The 18,911-nt window shown below is 60.8% G+C and carries 20 protein-coding genes; 13 read left to right on the top strand and 7 right to left on the bottom strand.

Annotated elements, in window-relative coordinates; genetic code table 11:
* The first annotated feature begins 15 nt into the window (after window positions 1–15).
* The gene (locus QD408_RS22970; protein ID WP_414140879.1) at window positions 16–627 is read left to right on the top strand and encodes a pyridoxamine 5'-phosphate oxidase family protein; all 612 of its coding nucleotides are present in this window, start codon (window positions 16–18) and stop codon (window positions 625–627) included.
* Between the two features lie 53 nt (window positions 628–680).
* Here QD408_RS22970 and QD408_RS22965 read toward each other — a convergent pair whose 3' ends face one another.
* A complete protein-coding gene (locus tag QD408_RS22965; protein WP_088681134.1) occupies window positions 681–1,748 on the bottom strand; it encodes a GGDEF domain-containing protein in 1,068 nt (355 codons plus the stop codon).
* Between the two features lie 349 nt (window positions 1,749–2,097).
* Here QD408_RS22965 and QD408_RS22960 point away from each other — a divergent pair, with 349 nt between their 5' ends.
* Window positions 2,098–2,262: a hypothetical protein gene (locus QD408_RS22960; RefSeq protein ID WP_190237387.1), complete on the top strand. Its 165-nt coding sequence runs from the start codon at window positions 2,098–2,100 to the stop codon at window positions 2,260–2,262.
* Window positions 2,263–2,546: 284 nt separating this feature from the next.
* On the opposite strand, the gene QD408_RS22955 is transcribed toward QD408_RS22960, so the two are convergent.
* On the bottom strand, window positions 2,547–4,154 hold the full coding sequence (locus QD408_RS22955) for a fumarate hydratase (protein ID WP_088681135.1): 1,608 nt from the start codon (window positions 4,152–4,154) through the stop codon (window positions 2,547–2,549).
* A 257-nt stretch (window positions 4,155–4,411) separates the two neighbouring features.
* Between QD408_RS22955 and QD408_RS22950 the strand changes: the two genes are divergently transcribed.
* From QD408_RS22950 to QD408_RS22935, 4 genes are all read left to right on the top strand, one after another.
* The gene (locus QD408_RS22950; RefSeq protein ID WP_088681136.1) at window positions 4,412–5,239 is read left to right on the top strand and encodes a VCBS domain-containing protein; all 828 of its coding nucleotides are present in this window, start codon (window positions 4,412–4,414) and stop codon (window positions 5,237–5,239) included.
* A gap of 116 nt (window positions 5,240–5,355) precedes the next feature.
* The gene (locus tag QD408_RS22945) at window positions 5,356–5,670 is read left to right on the top strand and encodes an ArsR/SmtB family transcription factor (protein WP_088681137.1); all 315 of its coding nucleotides are present in this window, start codon (window positions 5,356–5,358) and stop codon (window positions 5,668–5,670) included.
* A complete protein-coding gene (locus QD408_RS22940; RefSeq protein WP_088681138.1) occupies window positions 5,667–6,026 on the top strand; it encodes an SRPBCC family protein in 360 nt (119 codons plus the stop codon). Before QD408_RS22945 ends, QD408_RS22940 begins: the two co-directional genes overlap by 4 nt.
* Window positions 6,027–6,070: 44 nt before the next feature.
* Complete coding sequence (locus QD408_RS22935) at window positions 6,071–6,682, top strand: ATP-dependent Clp protease proteolytic subunit (RefSeq protein ID WP_088681139.1); 612 nt, start codon at window positions 6,071–6,073, stop codon at window positions 6,680–6,682.
* 72 nt (window positions 6,683–6,754) lie between these two features.
* Here QD408_RS22935 and fumC read toward each other — a convergent pair whose 3' ends face one another.
* Window positions 6,755–8,146, bottom strand: coding sequence for a class II fumarate hydratase (gene fumC / locus QD408_RS22930; protein WP_088681140.1), 1,392 nt, complete (start codon window positions 8,144–8,146; stop codon window positions 6,755–6,757).
* Between fumC and QD408_RS22925 the strand changes: the two genes are divergently transcribed.
* Window positions 8,145–8,474 (top strand): hypothetical protein, encoded by a 330-nt coding sequence (locus tag QD408_RS22925; protein WP_141105622.1) that lies wholly within the window; start codon window positions 8,145–8,147, stop codon window positions 8,472–8,474. The two genes, fumC and QD408_RS22925, sit on opposite strands and share 2 nt — an antisense overlap.
* 93 nt (window positions 8,475–8,567) lie before the next feature.
* Window positions 8,568–10,478, top strand: coding sequence for a L,D-transpeptidase family protein (locus QD408_RS22920; protein WP_088681141.1), 1,911 nt, complete (start codon window positions 8,568–8,570; stop codon window positions 10,476–10,478).
* Between the two features lie 305 nt (window positions 10,479–10,783).
* Here the strand turns inward: QD408_RS22920 and QD408_RS22915 are convergent, their stop codons facing one another.
* Window positions 10,784–11,488 carry an HAD family hydrolase gene (locus tag QD408_RS22915; RefSeq protein ID WP_088681142.1) on the bottom strand — a complete coding sequence of 235 codons (705 nt, stop codon included), beginning with the start codon at window positions 11,486–11,488 and terminating at the stop codon, window positions 10,784–10,786.
* A 238-nt stretch (window positions 11,489–11,726) separates the two neighbouring features.
* On the opposite strand from QD408_RS22915, the gene rpiA reads away from it, so the two are divergent.
* From rpiA to QD408_RS22900, 3 genes are all read left to right on the top strand, one after another.
* The gene (rpiA, locus tag QD408_RS22910; protein WP_088681143.1) at window positions 11,727–12,425 is read left to right on the top strand and encodes a ribose-5-phosphate isomerase RpiA; all 699 of its coding nucleotides are present in this window, start codon (window positions 11,727–11,729) and stop codon (window positions 12,423–12,425) included.
* 15 nt (window positions 12,426–12,440) lie between these two features.
* Complete coding sequence (locus tag QD408_RS22905) at window positions 12,441–12,998, top strand: DUF2059 domain-containing protein (protein ID WP_088681144.1); 558 nt, start codon at window positions 12,441–12,443, stop codon at window positions 12,996–12,998.
* A 92-nt stretch (window positions 12,999–13,090) separates the two neighbouring features.
* The gene (locus QD408_RS22900; protein WP_088681145.1) at window positions 13,091–13,375 is read left to right on the top strand and encodes an acylphosphatase; all 285 of its coding nucleotides are present in this window, start codon (window positions 13,091–13,093) and stop codon (window positions 13,373–13,375) included.
* A gap of 42 nt (window positions 13,376–13,417) precedes the next feature.
* Here the strand turns inward: QD408_RS22900 and QD408_RS22895 are convergent, their stop codons facing one another.
* Entirely contained in the window at window positions 13,418–13,636 is a 219-nt protein-coding gene (locus tag QD408_RS22895; RefSeq protein WP_088681219.1) for a hypothetical protein, read from the bottom strand.
* 178 nt (window positions 13,637–13,814) lie between these two features.
* Between QD408_RS22895 and gor the strand changes: the two genes are divergently transcribed.
* Window positions 13,815–15,200 (top strand): glutathione-disulfide reductase, encoded by a 1,386-nt coding sequence (gene gor / locus QD408_RS22890; protein ID WP_414140878.1) that lies wholly within the window; start codon window positions 13,815–13,817, stop codon window positions 15,198–15,200.
* 105 nt (window positions 15,201–15,305) lie between these two features.
* Here the strand turns inward: gor and QD408_RS22885 are convergent, their stop codons facing one another.
* Window positions 15,306–16,595: a pilus assembly protein TadG-related protein gene (locus QD408_RS22885; RefSeq protein ID WP_414140877.1), complete on the bottom strand. Its 1,290-nt coding sequence runs from the start codon at window positions 16,593–16,595 to the stop codon at window positions 15,306–15,308.
* A 219-nt stretch (window positions 16,596–16,814) separates the two neighbouring features.
* On the opposite strand from QD408_RS22885, the gene QD408_RS22880 reads away from it, so the two are divergent.
* A complete protein-coding gene (locus QD408_RS22880; protein WP_088681220.1) occupies window positions 16,815–18,188 on the top strand; it encodes a class II 3-deoxy-7-phosphoheptulonate synthase in 1,374 nt (457 codons plus the stop codon).
* 113 nt (window positions 18,189–18,301) lie between these two features.
* Here the strand turns inward: QD408_RS22880 and QD408_RS22875 are convergent.
* A partial coding sequence (locus QD408_RS22875) for an IS4 family transposase (RefSeq protein ID WP_414140876.1) occupies window positions 18,302–18,911 on the bottom strand: 610 nt, incomplete at its 5' end.

Raw genomic sequence — 18,911 nt, 5'->3', positions numbered from 1 at the left:
GCGGCGGGACGCCCCATGAAAATCATCAGCAGCATCGAAGAGCTCAATACGATCTATGGCGCCGGCCTGTCGCAGGCCTCTGTCGACAAGGTGACCAAGCGGCTGACGCCGCTCCATCGCGAGATGATCGAGATCTCGCCGTTCGCGGCGCTTGCGACTGTCGGGCCGGAAGGGCTCGATTGTTCGCCGCGCGGCGATCTCGGCGGCGTGGTGCGCGTCGTCGACGACGAGACGCTGCATCTGCCGGACTGGCGCGGCAACAACCGGGTCGATTCGCTCTCCAACATCGTGCGCGATCCGAGGCTTGCGCTGATGTTCCTGATCCCCGGCTCGAATACGACGATGCGCATCAACGGCCGCGGCGTCGTCTCGAACGACGAGGCGCTGCTTTCGAGTTTCGAGATGGACGGCAAACATCCCCGCACCGTCATCGTCATTTCGATCGACGAGGTCTATTTCCAATGCGCGCGCGCCGTGATGCGGGCCGAGCTCTGGAATGCCGAGCACTTTGCCGATCCGGCGAAGCTGCCGACGCCGGGCCAGATGCTGAAGGTGGCGGTCGGCGATTTCGATCAGGAAACCTACGATCGGGAATGGCCAGGGCGGGCCGCGAAGACGATGTGGTGAGCCGCCGTCACCTGGCGGTGACGGCATACGACGCCGTGCGAGGCCTGGCGGCGTCAGGCCTTGTAGATCAGCCAGCTCTTGGTGAAATCCTTCTGCATGCCGTCCTCGTAGAGAATGGTGCAGTTGCGCCCGGCATTCTTGGCGCCATAGAGCGCGATGTCGGTCTTGCTGTAGAGTTCGCCGGCATCCTCGGCGCTGGAGGCCATGCAGACGCCGATCGAGACGGTGACCGGGCCGTAATTCACCCGCGTGCGGGAATTCTTGAAGGGCGTTGTTTCCAGCGTGCGGCGGATGCGCTCGGCGATCGCCATCACTTCCTCTGATGTATTGCCCTCGATGATGAGCGCGAATTCCTCGCCGCCGGCACGGGCGACGAAGACGTCGCGCCGGACATTGCTGCGGATGACGGAGGCGACGGTGGCGAGGATCTTGTCGCCGACCGGATGGCCGTATGTGTCGTTGATCTTCTTGAAATTGTCGATGTCTGCGAGCAGAAGCGCCGTCACCGGCCGCATGCCGGGATTGTTGAAGACGGCGGAGAGGCGGTCGTCGAAGGCGCGGCGGTTGGAAAGGCGCGTCAGCGAGTCGGTGTTGGCGATGCGCTTGTATTCGTCCAGTTCCTTGCGGACCTGGTCCATCTCCTGCGAGCGCTGGACGACGTCCTCGACGGTGCGCTCGCCGTGCGCCATCGTATCGCCGGTCGCCTGGCTCAGAAGCTCTATGGCGCTTTCGATCAGTTCGACGCTGGCATTGCTCTTGGAGGTGATGCGCTTATGGGTCTCGCCGAGCAGCCTCGTATAGCTTTCGAGCGAGCTTTGCTCCTGCCTCAGGATGCGCAGCAGGCCGTCGAGTTCGCCCGATATGCGCGTATGGGCATCGTCGAAGACACGGGCGGGGCTGTTGGTGAAATATTGCGCGCCGAGCGCGTCTAGTTCGGCCTGGGTCGCCTGGCTGCCGAGAGCTGCGAGCTCGCGGGTCAGCGCCGGATTGGAGCCGATATAGGCCTCGTAGAAGAGTTCGTAATTGCGGGGTATCGGCGCAACGCCCATCGAACGCATGGCATAGGTGATCTGGCCCGCTACATCGGGAACCTGCACCTTGGGCGCGACAGCCGTATTCATCCGGCGAACTCCTCATATATTCGAAGGCAATATTTTATTTGTTAGCTTAAATTTCTTGGGAAAAGATTAAAGCGACATATACCAAAGATTACATACGACAACTTCGCATCGGGTCAATACTTCAAGCAGGCCTATGATTTTCCATGGAAAAACGTATCTTGAACGGGACAGTGCATACCCGTTGTACGGGAGCGGTGTATAAAAAACTTACAGTTCTTTTTCTCGCTGGGGATCGTATTCATCTTGTCGACATCCGGTTTTGGTCGTCTCCTATTTCAGCCTGGATATTTCGGGATGATAATTTCCAGCGGTAAACCCGACTGCTGCCAGAAAACCGGGGCGTGAGATCATGGAAAGGTCCCGTGCCATTTCTTTCGCCATCCTCGCTTTCACCATCATCGCAGGCGGCGCTCTGCTGCTGGAGCACACCGGCCTCTTTGCCGGCGCATTCCGGACGGAGATCCTGGCGAGAGTGGATGATGGGGAGGTGGTGAGCGCTGCAGATATTCAGTAATGGTGCGGGTATCGGAAGGGGGTGCCGTGTGGCCCCCTCATCTGCCTGCCGGCATCGACCGGGGCGAGCCACGGGTCTCGCCCGTCCTACGGACCCCCGCAGGGGAGAAGGGACTCGTGGCAGCGTCTCGCTCCCATTGAGACCTTTACGGTAGGGAACGACGGTCGGCGGCTTGCACCCTCTTCTCCCCAGCGGGGAGAAGGTGGCCCGAAGGGTCGGATGAGGGGGCTGCACGGCAAACCGTTGATTGCCCTTCATCTGCCTTCAAAGACCACACCAGGCAATCACCCCAAATTCAATTCCTGGAAGAAATCATTCCCCTTGTCGTCGATGACGATGAAGGCGGGGAAGTCTTCGACTTCGATCTTCCAAACCGCTTCCATGCCGAGCTCGGGATATTCGAACACTTCCACTTTGCGGATGCAGTCCTGGGCGAGGCGGGCGGCGGGGCCGCCGATCGAGCCGAGGTAGAAACCGCCATGTTTCTTGCAAGCTTCGCGCACGGCGCGCGAGCGGTTGCCCTTGGCGAGCATCACCATCGAGCCGCGGAAGGACTGGAACTGGTCGACGTAACTATCCATGCGGCCGGCCGTCGTCGGGCCGAAGGAACCGGAAGCGTAGCCGGCCGGCGTCTTGGCGGGGCCGGCGTAATAGACCGGGTGGTTCTTCAGGTAATCGGGCATGCCTTCGCCCTTTTCCAGCCGTTCGCGAATCTTGGCATGGGCGAGGTCGCGGGCGACGATGATGGTGCCGGTCAGCGAAAGGCGTGTCTTGACGGGATGCCTGGAGAGTTCGGCGAGCACTTCGGCCATCGGCTTGTTGAGGTCGATATGCACGGTCGATTCCGACAGTTTCGCCTCGTCGATCTCGGGCATGTATTTCGACGGGTCGGTTTCGAGCTGCTCGACGAAGATGCCGTCGCGGGTGATCTTGCCCTTGGCTTGGCGGTCGGCGGAGCAGGAGACGCCGAGGCCGATCGGCAGCGAAGCGCCGTGGCGGGGCAGGCGGATGACACGGACGTCATGGCAGAAATACTTGCCGCCGAACTGGGCGCCGACGCCCATCTGCTGCGTCAGCTTGTGAATTTCCTTTTCCATTTCGATGTCGCGGAAGGCGTGGCCGCTCTCGGACCCTTCGGTGGGCAGCTCGTCGAGGTAACGCGTCGAGGCGAGCTTGACCGTTTTCAGATTCATCTCGGCCGAGGTGCCGCCGATGACGATCGCCAGATGGTAGGGGGGACAGGCTGCCGTCCCTAACGTCAGGATCTTCTCCTTAAGGAAATCGATCATCCGGTCGTGGGTCAAAAGCGAGGGCGTGCCCTGGTAGAGGAAGGTCTTGTTGGCCGAGCCGCCGCCCTTGGCGACGAAGAGGAAGTCGTAGGAGTCGGTGCCTTCCTCATAGATATCGATCTGCGCCGGCAGATTGTTCTTGGTGTTCTTTTCCTCGAACATTTTTATGGGCGCGAGCTGCGAATAGCGCAGGTTCTTCTTCTCATAGGCGTCGAGAACGCCCTTGGAGAGCGCTGCCGTATCCTCGCCCTCGGTCCAGACCCTGCGGCCCTTCTTGCCCATGATGATCGCAGTGCCGGTGTCCTGGCACATGGGCAGCACGCCGCCGGCGGCGATATTGGCATTCTTCAGAAGATCGTAGGCGACGAAGCGGTCGTTATCGGTCGCTTCGGGATCGTCAAGGATCGAGGCGAGCTGCTTCAGATGGCCGGGGCGCAGCAGGTGGTTGATGTCCGCAAAGGCGGTTTCGGCAAGCAGACGGATGCCTTCCGGCTCGACGGTCAGGATTTCCTGGCCCTTGAAGGTGTCGACAGAGACGTAATCACCGCTGATCTTGCGATAGGAGGTGGCATCCTTGCCGAGGGGGAAGAGATCGTCAGCCATCGAAGTGACCTTTCTGCTGGGCGTGCGTCGCTAGATTGGAACCGGTCTAAATCTGCTGCGAAGCAAATGCAATCGGGATGCGGCCGAGTCTGCAGTCGGGGCCATGATGTGTCACATTTTGCAGGCGGCATGTCACACGCAATAGGCGAGTGACAGATGTGCGAAATCGACATTTGTCGCGATGGGGACGACTTCAGGTTGCCTTTGGTTCAAGGCCAGTTCATATTCCCGGCAGCGTTAACCTGCCGGGGCTTCCAATGACAAATGCAAAGCCAACTGCTGTCGACGACCTTCTCGTTTTTTTCGAACATGATTGGATCAGGGGCGATCTGCTGCGCCTTGCCAGCGATCCAGAGGGAGCGGACATGTATGTTCGCTTCGTTAATGGCGTCCGTATCGACGCCAAACATGGGCCTGACCACGAAACGATCATTCAGGGCAAGTACGGAACTTTCAAAGTGAAACCTGACGGTCACTTCACATATGAGCTGGACTACACGCTCGACGTTGTGAAGAATTTGGGGAAGTACGATCAGCTCATAGAAAAACTGAGTTACAAGATGTCCGACGGCTCGGGAGGTACGGACCTCGGCGTGCTGACGCTTGCGATCGACGGCGTCAACGAAGACGAAAAATACCACGAAGTCCTGGATTTCGACGATATGGGCGTCTTATCGAGGGCGGATAATTTCTCTCTCCCCAATTATCGGGGCTTTGCGCTCTCGGTGAACGGCAGCCACGACGTAACGCTTCTGAACGGCATCGTCTATGATACCATCCCGGGCGTCGACGCCATTACCGAGGATGGTTTCAGCGATACCGTTCTATCCCCAGGTTCGGCGCCCGTAAGCTTGAAATTGGTCGATGGCGGGGAGTTCACCTTTCAGAGCGTCTCGATCGCCGAACTATCGGCATCGCCCTTTCACCTGACGCTCACCGCCCTGAACGACGGTCAGATTGTCTATCAGCAGGAACTCGAGGTCATTGGCCCCAGTCTCGAGGTCAATCTCGAAGACATCGAAGAAATCCGTTTCGACTTCATGGGCAATTCGGTGGTGATGGACAATATATCGCTGTTGGTTTGATTTCGGTCAGCCGCATCCGCGCTGAGGTCAGTCGTCGAACCCAGGATTTCCGCAGCAACAGAAAGCTGCCCTCGAAATAGCTTGCGAATCGCATAAGTGTGTGCTTATGTGTTCGCATGATCGAGAATGACTTTTTCCGAGCTTTGGCAGACCCGACCCGCCGTGCGATCTTTGAGAAGCTGGCGGCAGGGAGCATGAACGCCAGTGCCTTGCGCGAGGGCATGGAGATCAGCCAGCCGGCGATGTCGCAACACCTCGCAGTTCTGCGCAGCGCAAAGCTCGTGAGGGAAGAACGGCAGGGGCGTTTCGTGAATTACGAAGTCGACCCCGATGGGTTGGCTCTCATCGCCCAGTGGCTCGCAAAATACCGCGCCTATTGGCCGGAGCGTATCACAGCACTCAAAGTCTTGCTGAAGGATATGGATCAATGAACGAAGGGAAGACCAAGGAGTGGGATAGCGGCGTCGCGTTGGAGTTTGACTTGGGCGATCCGCCGCAAAAGGTCTGGCGTGCCGTCACCATTCCCGAACTTCGGGAAAGGTGGCTGCCGAAGGAAGCATTGGCTGTTCCCGATGCGATCACCGTCACTCCCGGCCAGGAAGTCCGCTACAAGCTGCGTGACGATACCCCGCCTTTCCTTGAAAGCACCGTGACGTTCACGATCACCCCGAATGCCACTGGCGGCACCTGCCTTCGGATCGTCCACGAACTGACGGACGCAAGATTCGATGGAAGGGCAAGGGTGCCGGCGAACAGCAACAGCCCCGCCCTCATGCTCGCCGCCTGACACGGCGAGCCTCCCCTTAAAATTCTGAAGTCTGGAGGTCGCCGATGCGCGAAGCGATGCAACTCGTCCCTATGGTCATAGAACAATCCAGCCGGGGGGAGCGATCCTTTGATATCTATTCCCGGCTTCTTCGCGAGCGGATCATCTTCCTCAATGGCGAGGTGAACGATACCGTTTCGGCGCTCGTCTGCGCGCAACTGCTGTTTCTGGAAGCGGAAAACCCCACAAAGCCCATCAACCTCTATATCAATTCGCCGGGCGGTGTCGTGACCAGCGGTCTGGCCATGTACGATACCATGCGCTTCATTCGTGCGCCGGTTCATACACTTTGCATGGGGACGGCCCGTTCGATGGGATCGTTCCTGCTGATGGCAGGCGAACCCGGCGAAAGAGCCGCATTGCCCAATGCCAGTATCCTCATCCACCAGCCCTCCGGCGGCTTTCAAGGGCAGGCTTCCGACATGCTGATTCATGCCGAGGAAATTTTAAAGACCAAGCAGCGCATGACGCGGCTCTACGCGGAGCATTGCGGACGTTCCTACGAAGACTTTGAGCGTGGGATGGATCGCGACCGCTTCATGACGGCGGAGGAAGCGCTTGAATGGGGTCTTATAGACCGTATTCTGAAGGTTCGGGAGGACACGAGCAGCCTATAAGCCTTGCTGGCGCCCCAAGCCCTCCCCACAAGGGGTAAGCAGCCACATAGGGGCGCCGCAGCGATGCGTGTCTTACTTCGGCCCGATCATCGTTTCCGGGCGCACGATGGCGTCATACTCTTCCGACGTCACTAGGCCGCTCGCCAGCGCCTCTTCCTTCAGCGTCGTGCCATTCTTGTGGGCGGTCTTGGCGATCTTGGCGGCGGCGTCGTAGCCGATCTTGGGGGCGAGAGCGGTGACCAGCATCAGCGAGCGTTCGAGGCCGGCCTTGATGTTGTCCTCGCGGGCCTCGATGCCGACGACGCAATTGTCGGTGAAGGAGACGGCGGCATCGGCGAGCAGCTGCACCGACTGCAGGAAATTATAGGCCATCATCGGATTATAGACGTTGAGTTCGAAATGGCCCTGGCTGTCGGCGAAGGTCAGCGCGGCGTGATTGCCGAAAATGTGGATGCAAACCTGCGTCAGTGCTTCGCACTGGGTCGGATTGACCTTGCCGGGCATGATCGAGGAGCCGGGTTCGTTTTCCGGCAGCGCCAGTTCGCCGAGGCCGGCGCGCGGGCCGGAGCCGAGCAGGCGGATGTCGTTGGCGATCTTGAAGAGGGCGGCAGCGGCCGCATTGATGGCGCCGTGGGAAAAGACCATGCTGTCATGCGAGGCGAGCGCTTCGAACTTGTTCGGCGCGCTGACGAAGGGCATGCCGGTGATGCCAGCGATCTCTTCGGCGACCTTCTCGGCAAAGCCGACAGGCGCATTCAGGCCGGTGCCGACGGCGGTTCCGCCCTGGGCGAGCTCGCAGAGGCCGGGCAGGGTCATTTCGATGCGCTTGATTGATGAGCCGACCTGGGCGGCATAGCCTGAAAATTCCTGGCCGAGCGTCAGCGGCGTCGCATCCTGCGTGTGCGTGCGGCCGATCTTGATGATGTGGCTGAACTCGGTGACCTTCATGTCGAGGGCGGCATGCAGATGCTTGAGCGCCGGCAGCAGGTGATGGGCGATCCGTTCGGCGCAGGCGATGTGCATGGCCGTGGGATAAGTGTCGTTCGACGACTGGCTCATGTTAACGTGATCGTTCGGGTGCACCGGCTTCTTGGAACCCATGACGCCGCCGAGCATTTCTATGGCACGATTGGAGATGACTTCGTTGGCGTTCATGTTCGACTGCGTGCCGGAACCGGTCTGCCAGACGACCAGCGGAAAATGGTCGTCGAGCTTGCCGTCGATCACTTCCTGGGCGGCATCGACGATGGCTTTGCCCAGCGCCGGGTCGAGCTGGCCGAGCGACATGTTGGCGCGGGCGGCTGCCTGTTTGACGATGCCGAGCGCACGCACGATCGACAGCGGCTGCTTTTCCCAGCCGATCTTGAAATTGCCGAGCGAACGCTCAGCCTGGGCGCCCCAATATCGGTCGGCGGCGACGTCGATAGGGCCAAAAGTATCGGTTTCGGTGCGGGTTGCGGTCATGACTTTTGCCTTCCTGTCACACGCTGTTTTCTGGCATCTTCGAAAGATGTGGTCTTATAGGTTGGAAACCAGGACAAGAAAACCGGTTGCCGCGCGAAATATTGAGTATTGCAGTCATGTTTTCGCTCGCCGGACGGCGTGCTTTTTCGGCCACGTTGGAAATTTTATGCGTCCGGAGCTTTTCGCCGCACTGGTCCGCCGGCGAAAATTCGGTAAAAAATTAACTAATAATTTCATAATTTTGTGTGAACTGCTGCGCGGCGCCGTGCAGGATTCTTCTCACATGAAATTGAGTCCGCCGGCGCTGGCGGCGAAGGCCGATTTCTGATGAAGGAACCGACGCTGCGTGAGTTTTCGCGGGATTTGAGCTTGAGCTTCGTGCTCGTGACAAGAACAGCATGACACCGGGACTGGAAGATATATGACGTTCGTTTTGAAAAGCGCGGTATCCGCATTGGCAGTTTCCTGCGGACTGGCAGTAATGAGTGCCGCTCCCGCGCATGCCTATACGCTGATGGATATGCTGCGCGGCGACAAGCAGCGGACCCAGAGCACCATCTTCATGGACCAGATGCCGCCCGGGCGCGTGGCGCCGCGTGGCAGCGATGGCGGATCGCTTGGCGGCCTTGACCCGGAGGCGCCGCTGCCGAAGGTGAGCGGTCCGCGTTATTACACCTACAAGACCGAGACGCTGCAGTTCGTCGATACCAGCAAGTTCGCCGATCCGATCGTCACCGGCGCGGTTGCCGACGTTTCGCCCGGCGGCGATTCCGGCGCCGAACCGGTGGTGCAGCGCCGTTTCCTGGCGCAGGCCAAGGTCCGCGCCAATGCCGACGTCGCCAAGGCGCTCGAAGCCTATTATGGCGACAACCGCAATCCGCTCGTCTGGATCGATGGCAACCAGATCAATGAGCGCGCCAAGTCGGCGATGGCGGCACTTGCCGATGCATCCTCCGTCGGCCTCGATCCGGCCGATTACGCGCTTCAGGCACCGGAGATCGATCCGGCCAATCCCGATCCCGCCGCCCGCGACCGGGCGCTGACGCAATTCGAACTCGATCTCTCGGCCAAGGTGCTGGCCTTCGTGCAGGATACGGTGCGCGGCCGCATCGATCCGAACAAGATTTCCGGCTATCACGATTTTCAGCGCAAGGCGGTCAATCTGACGCCGGTGCTGAAACTTGCCCGCATGAGCCCCGATGTCGGTTCCTACATCGCCAGCCGCTCGCCCGACGGCCCGCAGTTCCTGGCGCTGAAGGCGGAACTTGCCAAGCTTCGCGCCACCGATGGCAATGAGGAGCGGATCGTCATTTCGCTCGACAAGCTGCTGAGACCCGGCGACATCTCTCCTGAAGTCGCCAATATCGTCAAGGCGCTGCAAAAGCACGGCTCCGAGACGCTGAAGACCGATCATGCGACGACGCTTGCCGCCTATGCCGGCAGCAGCGACTATTCGCCCGACATCGTCGCGCTGGTCGAGGATTTCCAGAAAGAGCGCGGCCTGAAGCCCGACGGCGTCATCGGCCAGGCGACGGTGCGCGCCATGATCGGCGGCGACACTAATGCGTCGAAGATCGACAAGCTCGTCGTCGCCATGGAGCAGGCGCGCTGGCTGCCGGAAGACCTCGGTTCCCGTTACGTCATGATCAACCAACCGGCCTTCATGGCCTACTATCACAATGACGGCAAGGAACAGCTGTCGATGCGCGTGGTGGTCGGCGGCAAGAACAACCAGACCTATTTCTTCGACGACGAGATCGAGACGGTGGAGTTCAACCCGTTCTGGGGCGTGCCGCAGTCGATCATCATCAACGAGATGCTGCCGAAGCTGCGCTCCGACCCGAACTATCTCGATCAGCTCGGCTATGAAGTCGAAGTGAACGGCCACGCCGTCGCCTCGTCCAGCGTCGACTGGTACGGCTCGACGCAGAACGTCTCGGTGCGCCAGCCGCCGAGCAGCGACAATGCGCTCGGCGAACTGAAGATCCTGTTCCCGAACAGCCACGCGATCTACATGCACGACACGCCGTCGAAGAGCTTCTTCAAGCGTGACATGCGGGCGCTCAGCCACGGCTGCGTGCGCCTTGCCGACCCACGCGCGATGGCGGCGGCCGTCCTCGGCACCAGCGTTCAGGACGTCGCCAAGCAGATCGCCAGCGGCCAGAATCATGCGGTGAAGGTGCCGCAGAAGATTCCGGTCTACGTTTCTTATTTCACCGCCTGGCCGAACAAGGACGGCGTGGTGGAATATTTCGACGATGTGTATGGCCGCGACGCTTATGTCGACAAGGCTTTCGATGCGACCACCAAGGCGCGTGGGGCACAGATCTGACGCCTGATTTTGTGATGGGTTTGATGGGCGGGCGGTCTTTGGGCCGCCCGTTTTGTTTTTGAGACGTCTGCGTGCGGGAAATAAGAGGAGAGGGCGTGCCGTGTGGCCCCCTCATCCGGCCCTGCCGGCACCTTCTCCCCGATGGGTAGAAGGGATGTTGCCGCGACGCCTCGCTCCTGATCAAAGCGTTTCATGCGGTTGCGGCCGTGCCGCTGGCTCCCTCTTCTCCCCAGCGGGGAGAAGGTGGCCCGAAGGGTCGGATGAGGGGGCCGCGATCGCGAAGACATCGGCTCGATCGCCAAGCGTCAGACAGCAACCTTCGCCGCAGAACCCTTCAGCAAACCTTCCACCAGTTCCGGCGTCAGTTCGTCGTAATGGGTGATGATGACATCCGGATCGAGGGTCGAGACCGGCACGTCCGAATAGCCGAACGGCACGGCGATCGAGGGCACGGCGGCGTTTTTTGCCACGGCGATATCGTTGATGCTGTCGCCGATCATCACGGTTCGGGAGATATCGCCGCCGGCGCGCTCGATGGTGCCGGTGAGGTGGCGGGCGTCGGGTTTGCGGTATTCGAAGGTGTCGCCGCCGGTGATGGCGTCGAAATGGTGGGTGAGGCCGAGCTTGCCGAGCAGGCCGAGCGCGAGGCTCTCCATCTTGTTGGTGCAGACGGCGAGGCGGTAGCCGGCGGATTTCAGGCGGTCCATTGCGGCGACCAGGCCGGGATAGGGTTCGGTATGGCCGGGCATGTTGCCGGCATAATGGGCGACGAAGCGTTCCACCAGAGGCGGCAAGCCGTCAGCGGCGAGCGGATGGCCGCGCAGCCGGCACGCGCGCTCGATCATCACCCGCGCGCCCTGGCCGACGAGATGAGTGAGGTCGTCATAGCTGACCGGCTCGAGATCGAGGGCTGCGATCGTATGGTTCAGGCTTACGACGAGATCGGCATGGGTGTCGAGAAGGGTGCCGTCGAGATCGAAGACGACGAGCGGAGCGGGGGCAGGGGTCAAGGGTTTGCCTCTTTGAGCGATGGGCGTCTTGCGAGCGGACGACTGTGTCGTCCCCGGGAGCGAATGGTATTGCTCCTGAGGTAGGGGATCGTGCGCCGGAAAGCAACGGCCTGGGGATTGCCGGGAAGGCCGCAGGCATTTGTTTCGGCTTTTCATTTTCCGTGATGATTTTGACTTTCGTTTGCCTGGCGAGCCGTGTAAACAGCACATCCAACGCAATATCGGGAGCTGGCGGCGCATGGATGCGCGCGAAATGAAGATCAAGGCCGCCGAGGCCGCACTTGCCCATGTCGAAAGCGGGATGCGTCTCGGAATCGGCACCGGCAGCACGGCTGAAGAATTCGTCCGGCTGCTGGCGGAGAAGGTCGCGGGCGGCTTCAAGGTCGAGGGCGTTCCGACGTCCGAAAGAACCGCGCGGCTCTGCGTCGAACTCGGCGTGCCGTTGAAATCGCTCGACGAACTGCCGGCGCTCGATCTGACGATCGACGGCGCTGATGAGGTCGATGCGGCGCTGAGGCTGATCAAGGGCGGTGGCGGCGCGTTGCTGCGCGAAAAGATCGTTGCAGCCGCTTCCGAGCGGATGATCGTCATCGCCGACGAGAGCAAGCTGGTCGACACGCTCGGCGCTTTCGCGCTGCCGATCGAGGTCAATCCGTTCGGCCTCGTCTCGACACGGATGGCAATCGAAAAAGTTGCGGCCCGGCTCGGCCTTTCTGGCGAACTCAGCCTGCGCCAGTCCGGTGACGGAGAGTTTACCACGGATGGCGGCCATCACATCATCGATGCATCTTTTGGCCGCATTCCTGATGCAGAGGCGCTCTCGAGCGAGCTGAATTCCATACCCGGCGTCGTCGAACACGGGCTCTTTATCAATATGGCGGCACTTGCGATCATTGCCGGTCCTGCGGGTGCGCGCACGCTGCAGGCAAACAGATAACAGGAGCATACACTCATGATGAACATTGCAGGTCTTGGCCGTTTCGCCGCTGCGACCATCGTTCTTTCCGGGCTTGCCTTCGGCTCCGCCGTCAAGGCGCAGGAAGTCTCCGAGGAGCAGCTGAAGGCTTCGCGCGCCGCGATCGACGCCATCGGCGCCACGGCCCAGTTCGACAACATCCTGCCGGGCCTGGCTGAGCGCCTGAAGGCCGGCCTGATTCAGGATTCGCCGAACTACCAGGACATCATCTCCTCGACGGTCGATGCTCAGGCACTGGCGCTGGCGCCGCGCCGCGGCGATCTCGAGAAGGAAGCAGCACTCACCTATGCCAAGACCTTCACGGTCGACGAGCTGAAGGCGATCGCCGACTTCTACAATTCCGACGTGGGCAAGAAGCTGCTGCGCGACGGCCCGGTCGCCTCGCGCGAGACGGCGAAGGCCGCCGACATCTGGGCACAGGGCATTTCCCGCGACCTGGAAAAGCAGAGCAACGCCGAGCTTTCCAAGGTCATCAAGGCGCCGCCGCCGGCAACCGACAGCCCGGCCGCCCCGGCTCCGGCCGTCCAGCAGTAAGGGCTGCCCGCCAGAATTTGTGAAAGCCCGGCATCGTCCGGGCTTTTTTGTTATGATGCGGGAGTGTGCGGAGAGGCTTTGGTGAGGCAGACATGTCCGATCATTACACGGCTCTGCGAATACGCCTGTCGGGCAGGGTCCAAGGCGTCGGGTTTCGCATGTGGACGCGCGATGAGGCGTTGCGGCTCGGCGTGACCGGTTGGGTGCGCAACGAAGCGGACGGATCTGTCGCCGCCTTGATCGCTGGATCGGATAGCGCCATCTCGACGATGATCGAGCGCTTGAAGCGAGGACCTCCAGGGGCATTGGTTTCAAGCGTCGAGACGGAAGCAGTGGAGATCGAGAAGGCGCCGGCGGATTTCCGTATCACCGGCTGATGGCCTTAATGCCAAGGATGGTGTCGCGGTCGCGCCGGACAGTCAGCCCCAATCCTTCGAGCTCTTCGCCAATTGCCACTCGCCCGTCTCATCCGGCTCGACGCGCTTGTTGCCGCGGTAGAAGATCGGCAACCCGGTTTTCTTGTCCATGGCGAAGCGGCTCGGCGTGTATTTCTCGCCCTCGTGGCCCTGGATGGCGAGATTGAGCGCTTCCTTGAACTTGCCGGCCCTGCACAGGTTGGCGAAGAGTGTCTGATCCATCGTTTGCTCCGGCATTTTTTTATCCCGCCGATTGCCTGCCAGTCTCATGTGGCCGGGTCAACCGCCAATGAAGATTTGCCGAAAGAGAACGGCATGATGCGGGAGCGGGCTTTTGTTTTCATGGCGAACGCTCCTATATCAGGAACGTTCTTCCTGCGATTCCCTTCCGGAGCTTCTCATGTCTTCCTATGATTACGACCTCTTCGTCATCGGCGGCGGTTCCGGGGGCGTGCGCGGCGCGCGCGTCGCCGCCTCGCTCGGCAAGAAGGTGGCGATCGCCGAGGAATACCGTTACGGCGGCACTTGCGTCATCCGCGGCTGCGTGCCGAAGAAGCTCTTCGTCTATGCCTCGCAGTTCCACGAGCATTTCGAGGATGCGGCAGGCTTCGGCTGGACGGTCGGCGAAAGCAGCTTCGACTGGAAGAAACTGGTGGCCGGCAAGGATGCCGAACTCACCAGGCTGGAAGGCCTCTACAAGAAAGGCCTTGCCGGCGCCAATGCCGAGATTTTGGAAACGCGCGCCGAACTCGTCGATGCTCATACGGTGCGGCTCATGAAAACCGGGCAGACGGTGACGGCAAAGACGATCGTGATCGCGACCGGCGGACGGCCGAACCCGCATGTGGCACTTCCCGGCCACGAGCTCTGCATCTCCTCCAACGAGGCCTTTCACCTCGAAGAACTGCCGAAATCGATCGTGATCGCCGGCGGCGGTTACATCGCCGTCGAATTCGCCAATATCTTCCATGGCCTCGGTGTCGAGACGACGCTGATCTATCGCGGCGCCGAAATCCTGTCGCGCTTCGACGAGGATTTGAGGCGCGGGCTGCACGAGGCGATGGTCGCCAAGGGCATCCGCATTCTCTGCCACGATACGCTGCAGAAGGTTTCGAAGAGCGAGGACGGGCTCGTTGCCGAGACGCTGAACAACGGCACGCTGCAGGCCGGCGTCGTCATGCTGGCGCTTGGGCGCGATCCGAACACGGAAGGCCTCGGCCTCGAAGCGGCCGGCGTCGCCGTCGACGAGCGCGGCGCCATCATCGTTGACGATTATTCCCGCACCAATGTCGAGAACATCTATGCGCTCGGCGATGTCACCAATCGGGTACAGCTGACGCCGGTGGCGATCCACGAGGCGATGTGCTTCATCGAGACCGAATACAAGAACAATCCGACGAGGCCGGACTACGAGCTGATTCCGACCGCCGTGTTCTCGCAGCCGGAGATCGGCACCGTCGGCCTTTCGGAGGAGGAGGCGGGCAAGCGCTACGCTGAGCTCGAAGTCTACCGCGCCCAGTTCCGGCCGCTGAAGGCCACGCTTTCCGGGCGGCCCGAGCGGATGATCATGAAGCTGATCGTCGATGCGGCGAGCCGCAAGGTGGTGGGCGCCCATATCCTCGGCCATGATGCCGGCGAGATGGCGCAGCTGCTCGGCATCACGCTGAAGGCCGGCTGCACCAAGGACGATTTCGACCGGACGATGGCGCTGCACCCGTCAGCGGCCGAAGAGCTCGTCACCATGTATGCGCCGAGCTATCGTGTCCGCGACGGGCAGCGCGTCTGAGCCTTAGAGCGGTTTAGCTTTTCACGGAAGCGCATAACCGCTCTAAGTTTTTGTTTTTACGCAATTCCGGACGCAAAACCGCTTCACACTTTTGCTGGAATTGCTCTAGCTTGTAATGCGCGGCGCGCGGATGACCTTGAGGAAGAGAGCCTTCATCGCATCGGCGATGCCTTCGGTCGGCGTCACTTCGAAATAGAGGCCCGGCGAGGCGCATTCCTGCATCTTGGTCGGGATTTGGCTCTGGAAGGGGCTGATCCAGGTGTTGTACCAGCTGTTTTTCGGCAGGGGCAGATAGGTCGTGTAGAGTACCGCAATCCTGATGCCTTTGTCCTTCAGCGGCTGGCAGAACGAGGTGTCGATCGGCTCCTGGCAACGCTTGCCGGTGAGCTTCTTGGTACAGCCCTTCGGCTTTTCGCTGTCGCCGACGCCGTCCGAAACGAAGAACAGGATCTTCTGCGGTGTCGCCGACGTGCTGCCATCGCCCGGTGTCGTGATGATGTCTTTCATCTGCGTCAGCGCGTTATCGAAGCTCGTCTGCTGGTCGTTATTGTAGCCCTGATATGGAATCGTCATCAGATCGACGGCATCGGTATAGGTGCGCACCTGGTCGAGATTGATCGTCGGCTCGGATATGGTCGTGAGCTTCGCATCTTCGGCCTTGGTGCCGAACGTGTAAACGCCCATTTGGAATTGATTGGTGGAAACCCGCGTCGCTTTTGCGGTCTCCGTCAGTTCCTTGGTCGCCTGACGCACGACGTCGATGCGCATGCTGACGCCGAGCTTCTTGGCAAGATTGTAGTAGTTGTTTTTGTTTTGAGTTTCGTGGCAGGCGAAGGCGCAGCTGTCACTGGTGTTCTTCTCCATCGTCGAGACGTCTTTGGCGGTGGCGCCGACGCCCATCGACGGTGTGTTGTCGAGCAGGATATAGAAATCCATGAAGGAGGCGGTCTGGTATTCGGCTGTCGCCGTGCCCGAAATGGTGATCGAATCCCGGCCGAGAACGCGCATGAAAGTGGTCGGCACGGTCGCCGTGAAGGCGACCTGCGAGTTCAGCTTGTTGGCGGCTTTGGTCACGTCGATGCCGAGATCGACCTGAATGTCGGTCAGCTCACCCGACATCTGAGACATGAAGATGTTGCGGGCATCGGTCTTGCCGAGCGAAATCGTACCATTGCCGCTCATCGTCATCGCGGCGGCGACCGCTCCAGATTTTTCAGCGATCGAACCGACCGCGGCCGCATCGGCGGCGGCGTAGAGCTGCGTTCTCAGGCTCAGCGCATGGGCGAAATCCACCGCCATGCCCGCGGCGCCGAGAAGCGGGACCATCAGCAGCGCAGTCATGATGCCAAAATTGCCCGAGCGGTCCGATATGAAACCGGGCGGAAGGATCGCCATGCCATGTCCCCGATATTGAAACTCTTTCCGCTTCTACATTCAAAGTCTAAAATATGGGGAAATCGACATGGTATATGCAGATTTAACGATGGACTGTCTGGCTGCGGCGAGGCCCGATAAGCTCGGCCGATTGGCCTTTGCAAGCTTGATCTAAAAGTCTATAAGCCGCCGGATATCGAGACAGGGCATCCGACCGAGGATGTGATTGAGGTGAGTGAGATGGCAGAGAACTGGACCCCGAGCAGCTGGCGGCAGAAACCGATCCTGCAGGTTCCCGAGTATCCTGATGCGGCCGCTTTGGCGGCAACGGAGGCCCAGCTTGCCAGCTATCCGCCGCTCGTCTTTGCAGGCGAAGCGCGCCGCCTGAAGAAGCATCTCGCCAATGTCGCCGAGGGCAACGGCTTCCTGCTGCAGGGCGGCGACTGTGCCGAGAGCTTCGCCGAACACGGCGCCGACAATATCCGTGACTTCTTCCGCGCCTTCCTGCAGATGGCCGTCGTGCTGACCTTCGGCGCGCAGCTGCCGGTCGTCAAGGTCGGCCGCATCGCCGGCCAGTTCGCCAAGCCGCGCTCCTCGAATGTCGAGAAGCAGGGGGACGTGACGCTGCCGGCCTATCGCGGCGACATCATCAACGGCATCGAATTCACCGAGGAGTCGCGCATTCCGAACCCGGAACGCCAGGCCATGGCCTACCGCCAGTCGGCCGCGACGCTGAATCTTCTGCGCGCCTTTGCGATGGGCGGTTACGCCAATCTCGAAAACGTGCATCAGTGGATGCTCGGCTTCGTCAAGGACAGCCCGCAGGGCGAGCGCTACCGCAAGCTTGCCGACCGCATCAGCGAAACCATGGATTTCATGAAGGCGATCGGCATTACCTCGGAAAACCAGCCGGCGCTCCGCGAGACCGATTTCTTCACCAGCCATGAGGCGCTGCTGCTCGGCTACGAGGAGGCGCTGACCCGCGTCGATTCCACTTCGGGCGACTGGTATGCCACATCAGGCCACATGATCTGGATCGGCGACCGCACCCGCCAGGCCGACCACGCTCATATCGAATATTGCCGCGGCATCAAGAACCCGATCGGCCTGAAATGCGGCCCGTCGCTGCAGGCCGACGATCTGCTGCAACTGATCGACATCCTGAACCCCGCGAACGAAGCCGGGCGCCTGACGCTGATCTGCCGCTTCGGCCATGAGAAGGTCGCCGAAAACCTGCCGCGTCTCATTCGCGCCGTCGAGCGCGAGGGCCGCAAGGTCGTCTGGTCCTGCGACCCGATGCATGGCAACACGATTACGCTCAACAACTACAAGACCCGTCCCTTCGAGCGGATCCTGTCGGAAGTCGAAAGCTTCTTCCAGATCCACCGCGCCGAAGGCACGCATCCGGGCGGCATCCATGTCGAGATGACCGGCAAGGACGTGACGGAATGCACCGGCGGCGCCCGCGCCGTCACAGCCGACGACCTGCAGGACCGCTACCACACCCATTGCGACCCGCGCCTCAACTCCGACCAGGCGCTCGAGCTCGCCTTCCTGCTTGCCGAGCGCATGAAGGGCGGCCGCGACGAAAAGCGCATGGTCGCCAACGGCTGAGGCTGAGCCAGACGAATGACGAAAAGCCCGGTTTTCCCGGGCTTTTTGTTGTGAGCCTCTTGTACTCATCGTCATCCTCGGCCTTGTACCACTGGTGTCCGGTTTAAATTTGGTCACCATTGGAGGCTCATCTGTTGGGGATTGGCTGGTGGGCTGCCGGCGGGTCGCAACAGGCGGTCGATCCTGCGGCGGTGCATGAGATTGGCGCGCACCAGGCGGGCGAAGGCGAGCGGGCTTGCGACGGTGGTCTGGTCTGCCTTGGCCATCTGCAGCAGCAGGTATGCGATCAGGGCGACGGCGATCTGGATGCGCACGGCATTCTCGCTATTGCCGAGGAAATGGCGGATCTTCAGCGTCTGCTTGACCCATCGGAAGAACAGCTCGATCGCCCAGCGGCGCTTGTAGAGCGCGGCGATCTCTTCAGCCGGAGCATCGAGATCGTTGGAAAGGATGCGCAATATCTTACCGGTTTCGATCTGCACGCAGATCTCCCGAACCGGCCCGCTCATCGGGTTCCTGCGGCTTTTCGCCATGCGCTGCGGCAGGAGGCCGACCCGATCCGACAGGATGGTTCCAACCAGGCTAACCGCTCTTTCCTCGGTGACGGCCAATTTGGTATGGGATTTGAGGCGCGTGACGATGCGGCAGCCGGCGGCATTGAGCTTCGCCCACCAGCCGAAATCGTAATAGCCGAGGTCGAAGACATAGGTGGCGCCCGCCTCG

The sequence above is a fragment of the Rhizobium sp. BR 249 genome, from assembly GCF_047445895.1.
GTDB lineage: Bacteria > Pseudomonadota > Alphaproteobacteria > Rhizobiales > Rhizobiaceae > Rhizobium.
Note: the sequence above shows the minus strand (reverse complement) of the source record. Positions and strands in the feature narration are given on the sequence as shown.

What these genes read in the sequence shown, in the direction of transcription:
- QD408_RS22970 (WP_414140879.1), top strand. Translation starts at nt 16, where the DNA reads ATGAAAATCATCAGCAGCATCGAAGAGCTCAATACGATCTATGGCGCC.
- QD408_RS22965 (WP_088681134.1), bottom strand. Translation starts at nt 1,748, where the DNA reads ATGAATACGGCTGTCGCGCCCAAGGTGCAGGTTCCCGATGTAGCGGGC.
- QD408_RS22960 (WP_190237387.1), top strand. Translation starts at nt 2,098, where the DNA reads ATGGAAAGGTCCCGTGCCATTTCTTTCGCCATCCTCGCTTTCACCATC.
- QD408_RS22955 (WP_088681135.1), bottom strand. Translation starts at nt 4,154, where the DNA reads ATGGCTGACGATCTCTTCCCCCTCGGCAAGGATGCCACCTCCTATCGC.
- QD408_RS22950 (WP_088681136.1), top strand. Translation starts at nt 4,412, where the DNA reads ATGACAAATGCAAAGCCAACTGCTGTCGACGACCTTCTCGTTTTTTTC.
- QD408_RS22945 (WP_088681137.1), top strand. Translation starts at nt 5,356, where the DNA reads ATGATCGAGAATGACTTTTTCCGAGCTTTGGCAGACCCGACCCGCCGT.
- QD408_RS22940 (WP_088681138.1), top strand. Translation starts at nt 5,667, where the DNA reads ATGAACGAAGGGAAGACCAAGGAGTGGGATAGCGGCGTCGCGTTGGAG.
- QD408_RS22935 (WP_088681139.1), top strand. Translation starts at nt 6,071, where the DNA reads ATGCGCGAAGCGATGCAACTCGTCCCTATGGTCATAGAACAATCCAGC.
- QD408_RS22925 (WP_141105622.1), top strand. Translation starts at nt 8,145, where the DNA reads ATGACTTTTGCCTTCCTGTCACACGCTGTTTTCTGGCATCTTCGAAAG.
- fumC (WP_088681140.1), bottom strand. Translation starts at nt 8,146, where the DNA reads ATGACCGCAACCCGCACCGAAACCGATACTTTTGGCCCTATCGACGTC.
- QD408_RS22920 (WP_088681141.1), top strand. Translation starts at nt 8,568, where the DNA reads ATGACGTTCGTTTTGAAAAGCGCGGTATCCGCATTGGCAGTTTCCTGC.
- rpiA (WP_088681143.1), top strand. Translation starts at nt 11,727, where the DNA reads ATGGATGCGCGCGAAATGAAGATCAAGGCCGCCGAGGCCGCACTTGCC.
- QD408_RS22905 (WP_088681144.1), top strand. Translation starts at nt 12,441, where the DNA reads ATGATGAACATTGCAGGTCTTGGCCGTTTCGCCGCTGCGACCATCGTT.
- QD408_RS22900 (WP_088681145.1), top strand. Translation starts at nt 13,091, where the DNA reads ATGTCCGATCATTACACGGCTCTGCGAATACGCCTGTCGGGCAGGGTC.
- QD408_RS22895 (WP_088681219.1), bottom strand. Translation starts at nt 13,636, where the DNA reads ATGGATCAGACACTCTTCGCCAACCTGTGCAGGGCCGGCAAGTTCAAG.
- gor (WP_414140878.1), top strand. Translation starts at nt 13,815, where the DNA reads ATGTCTTCCTATGATTACGACCTCTTCGTCATCGGCGGCGGTTCCGGG.
- QD408_RS22885 (WP_414140877.1), bottom strand. Translation starts at nt 16,595, where the DNA reads ATGGCGATCCTTCCGCCCGGTTTCATATCGGACCGCTCGGGCAATTTT.
- QD408_RS22880 (WP_088681220.1), top strand. Translation starts at nt 16,815, where the DNA reads ATGGCAGAGAACTGGACCCCGAGCAGCTGGCGGCAGAAACCGATCCTG.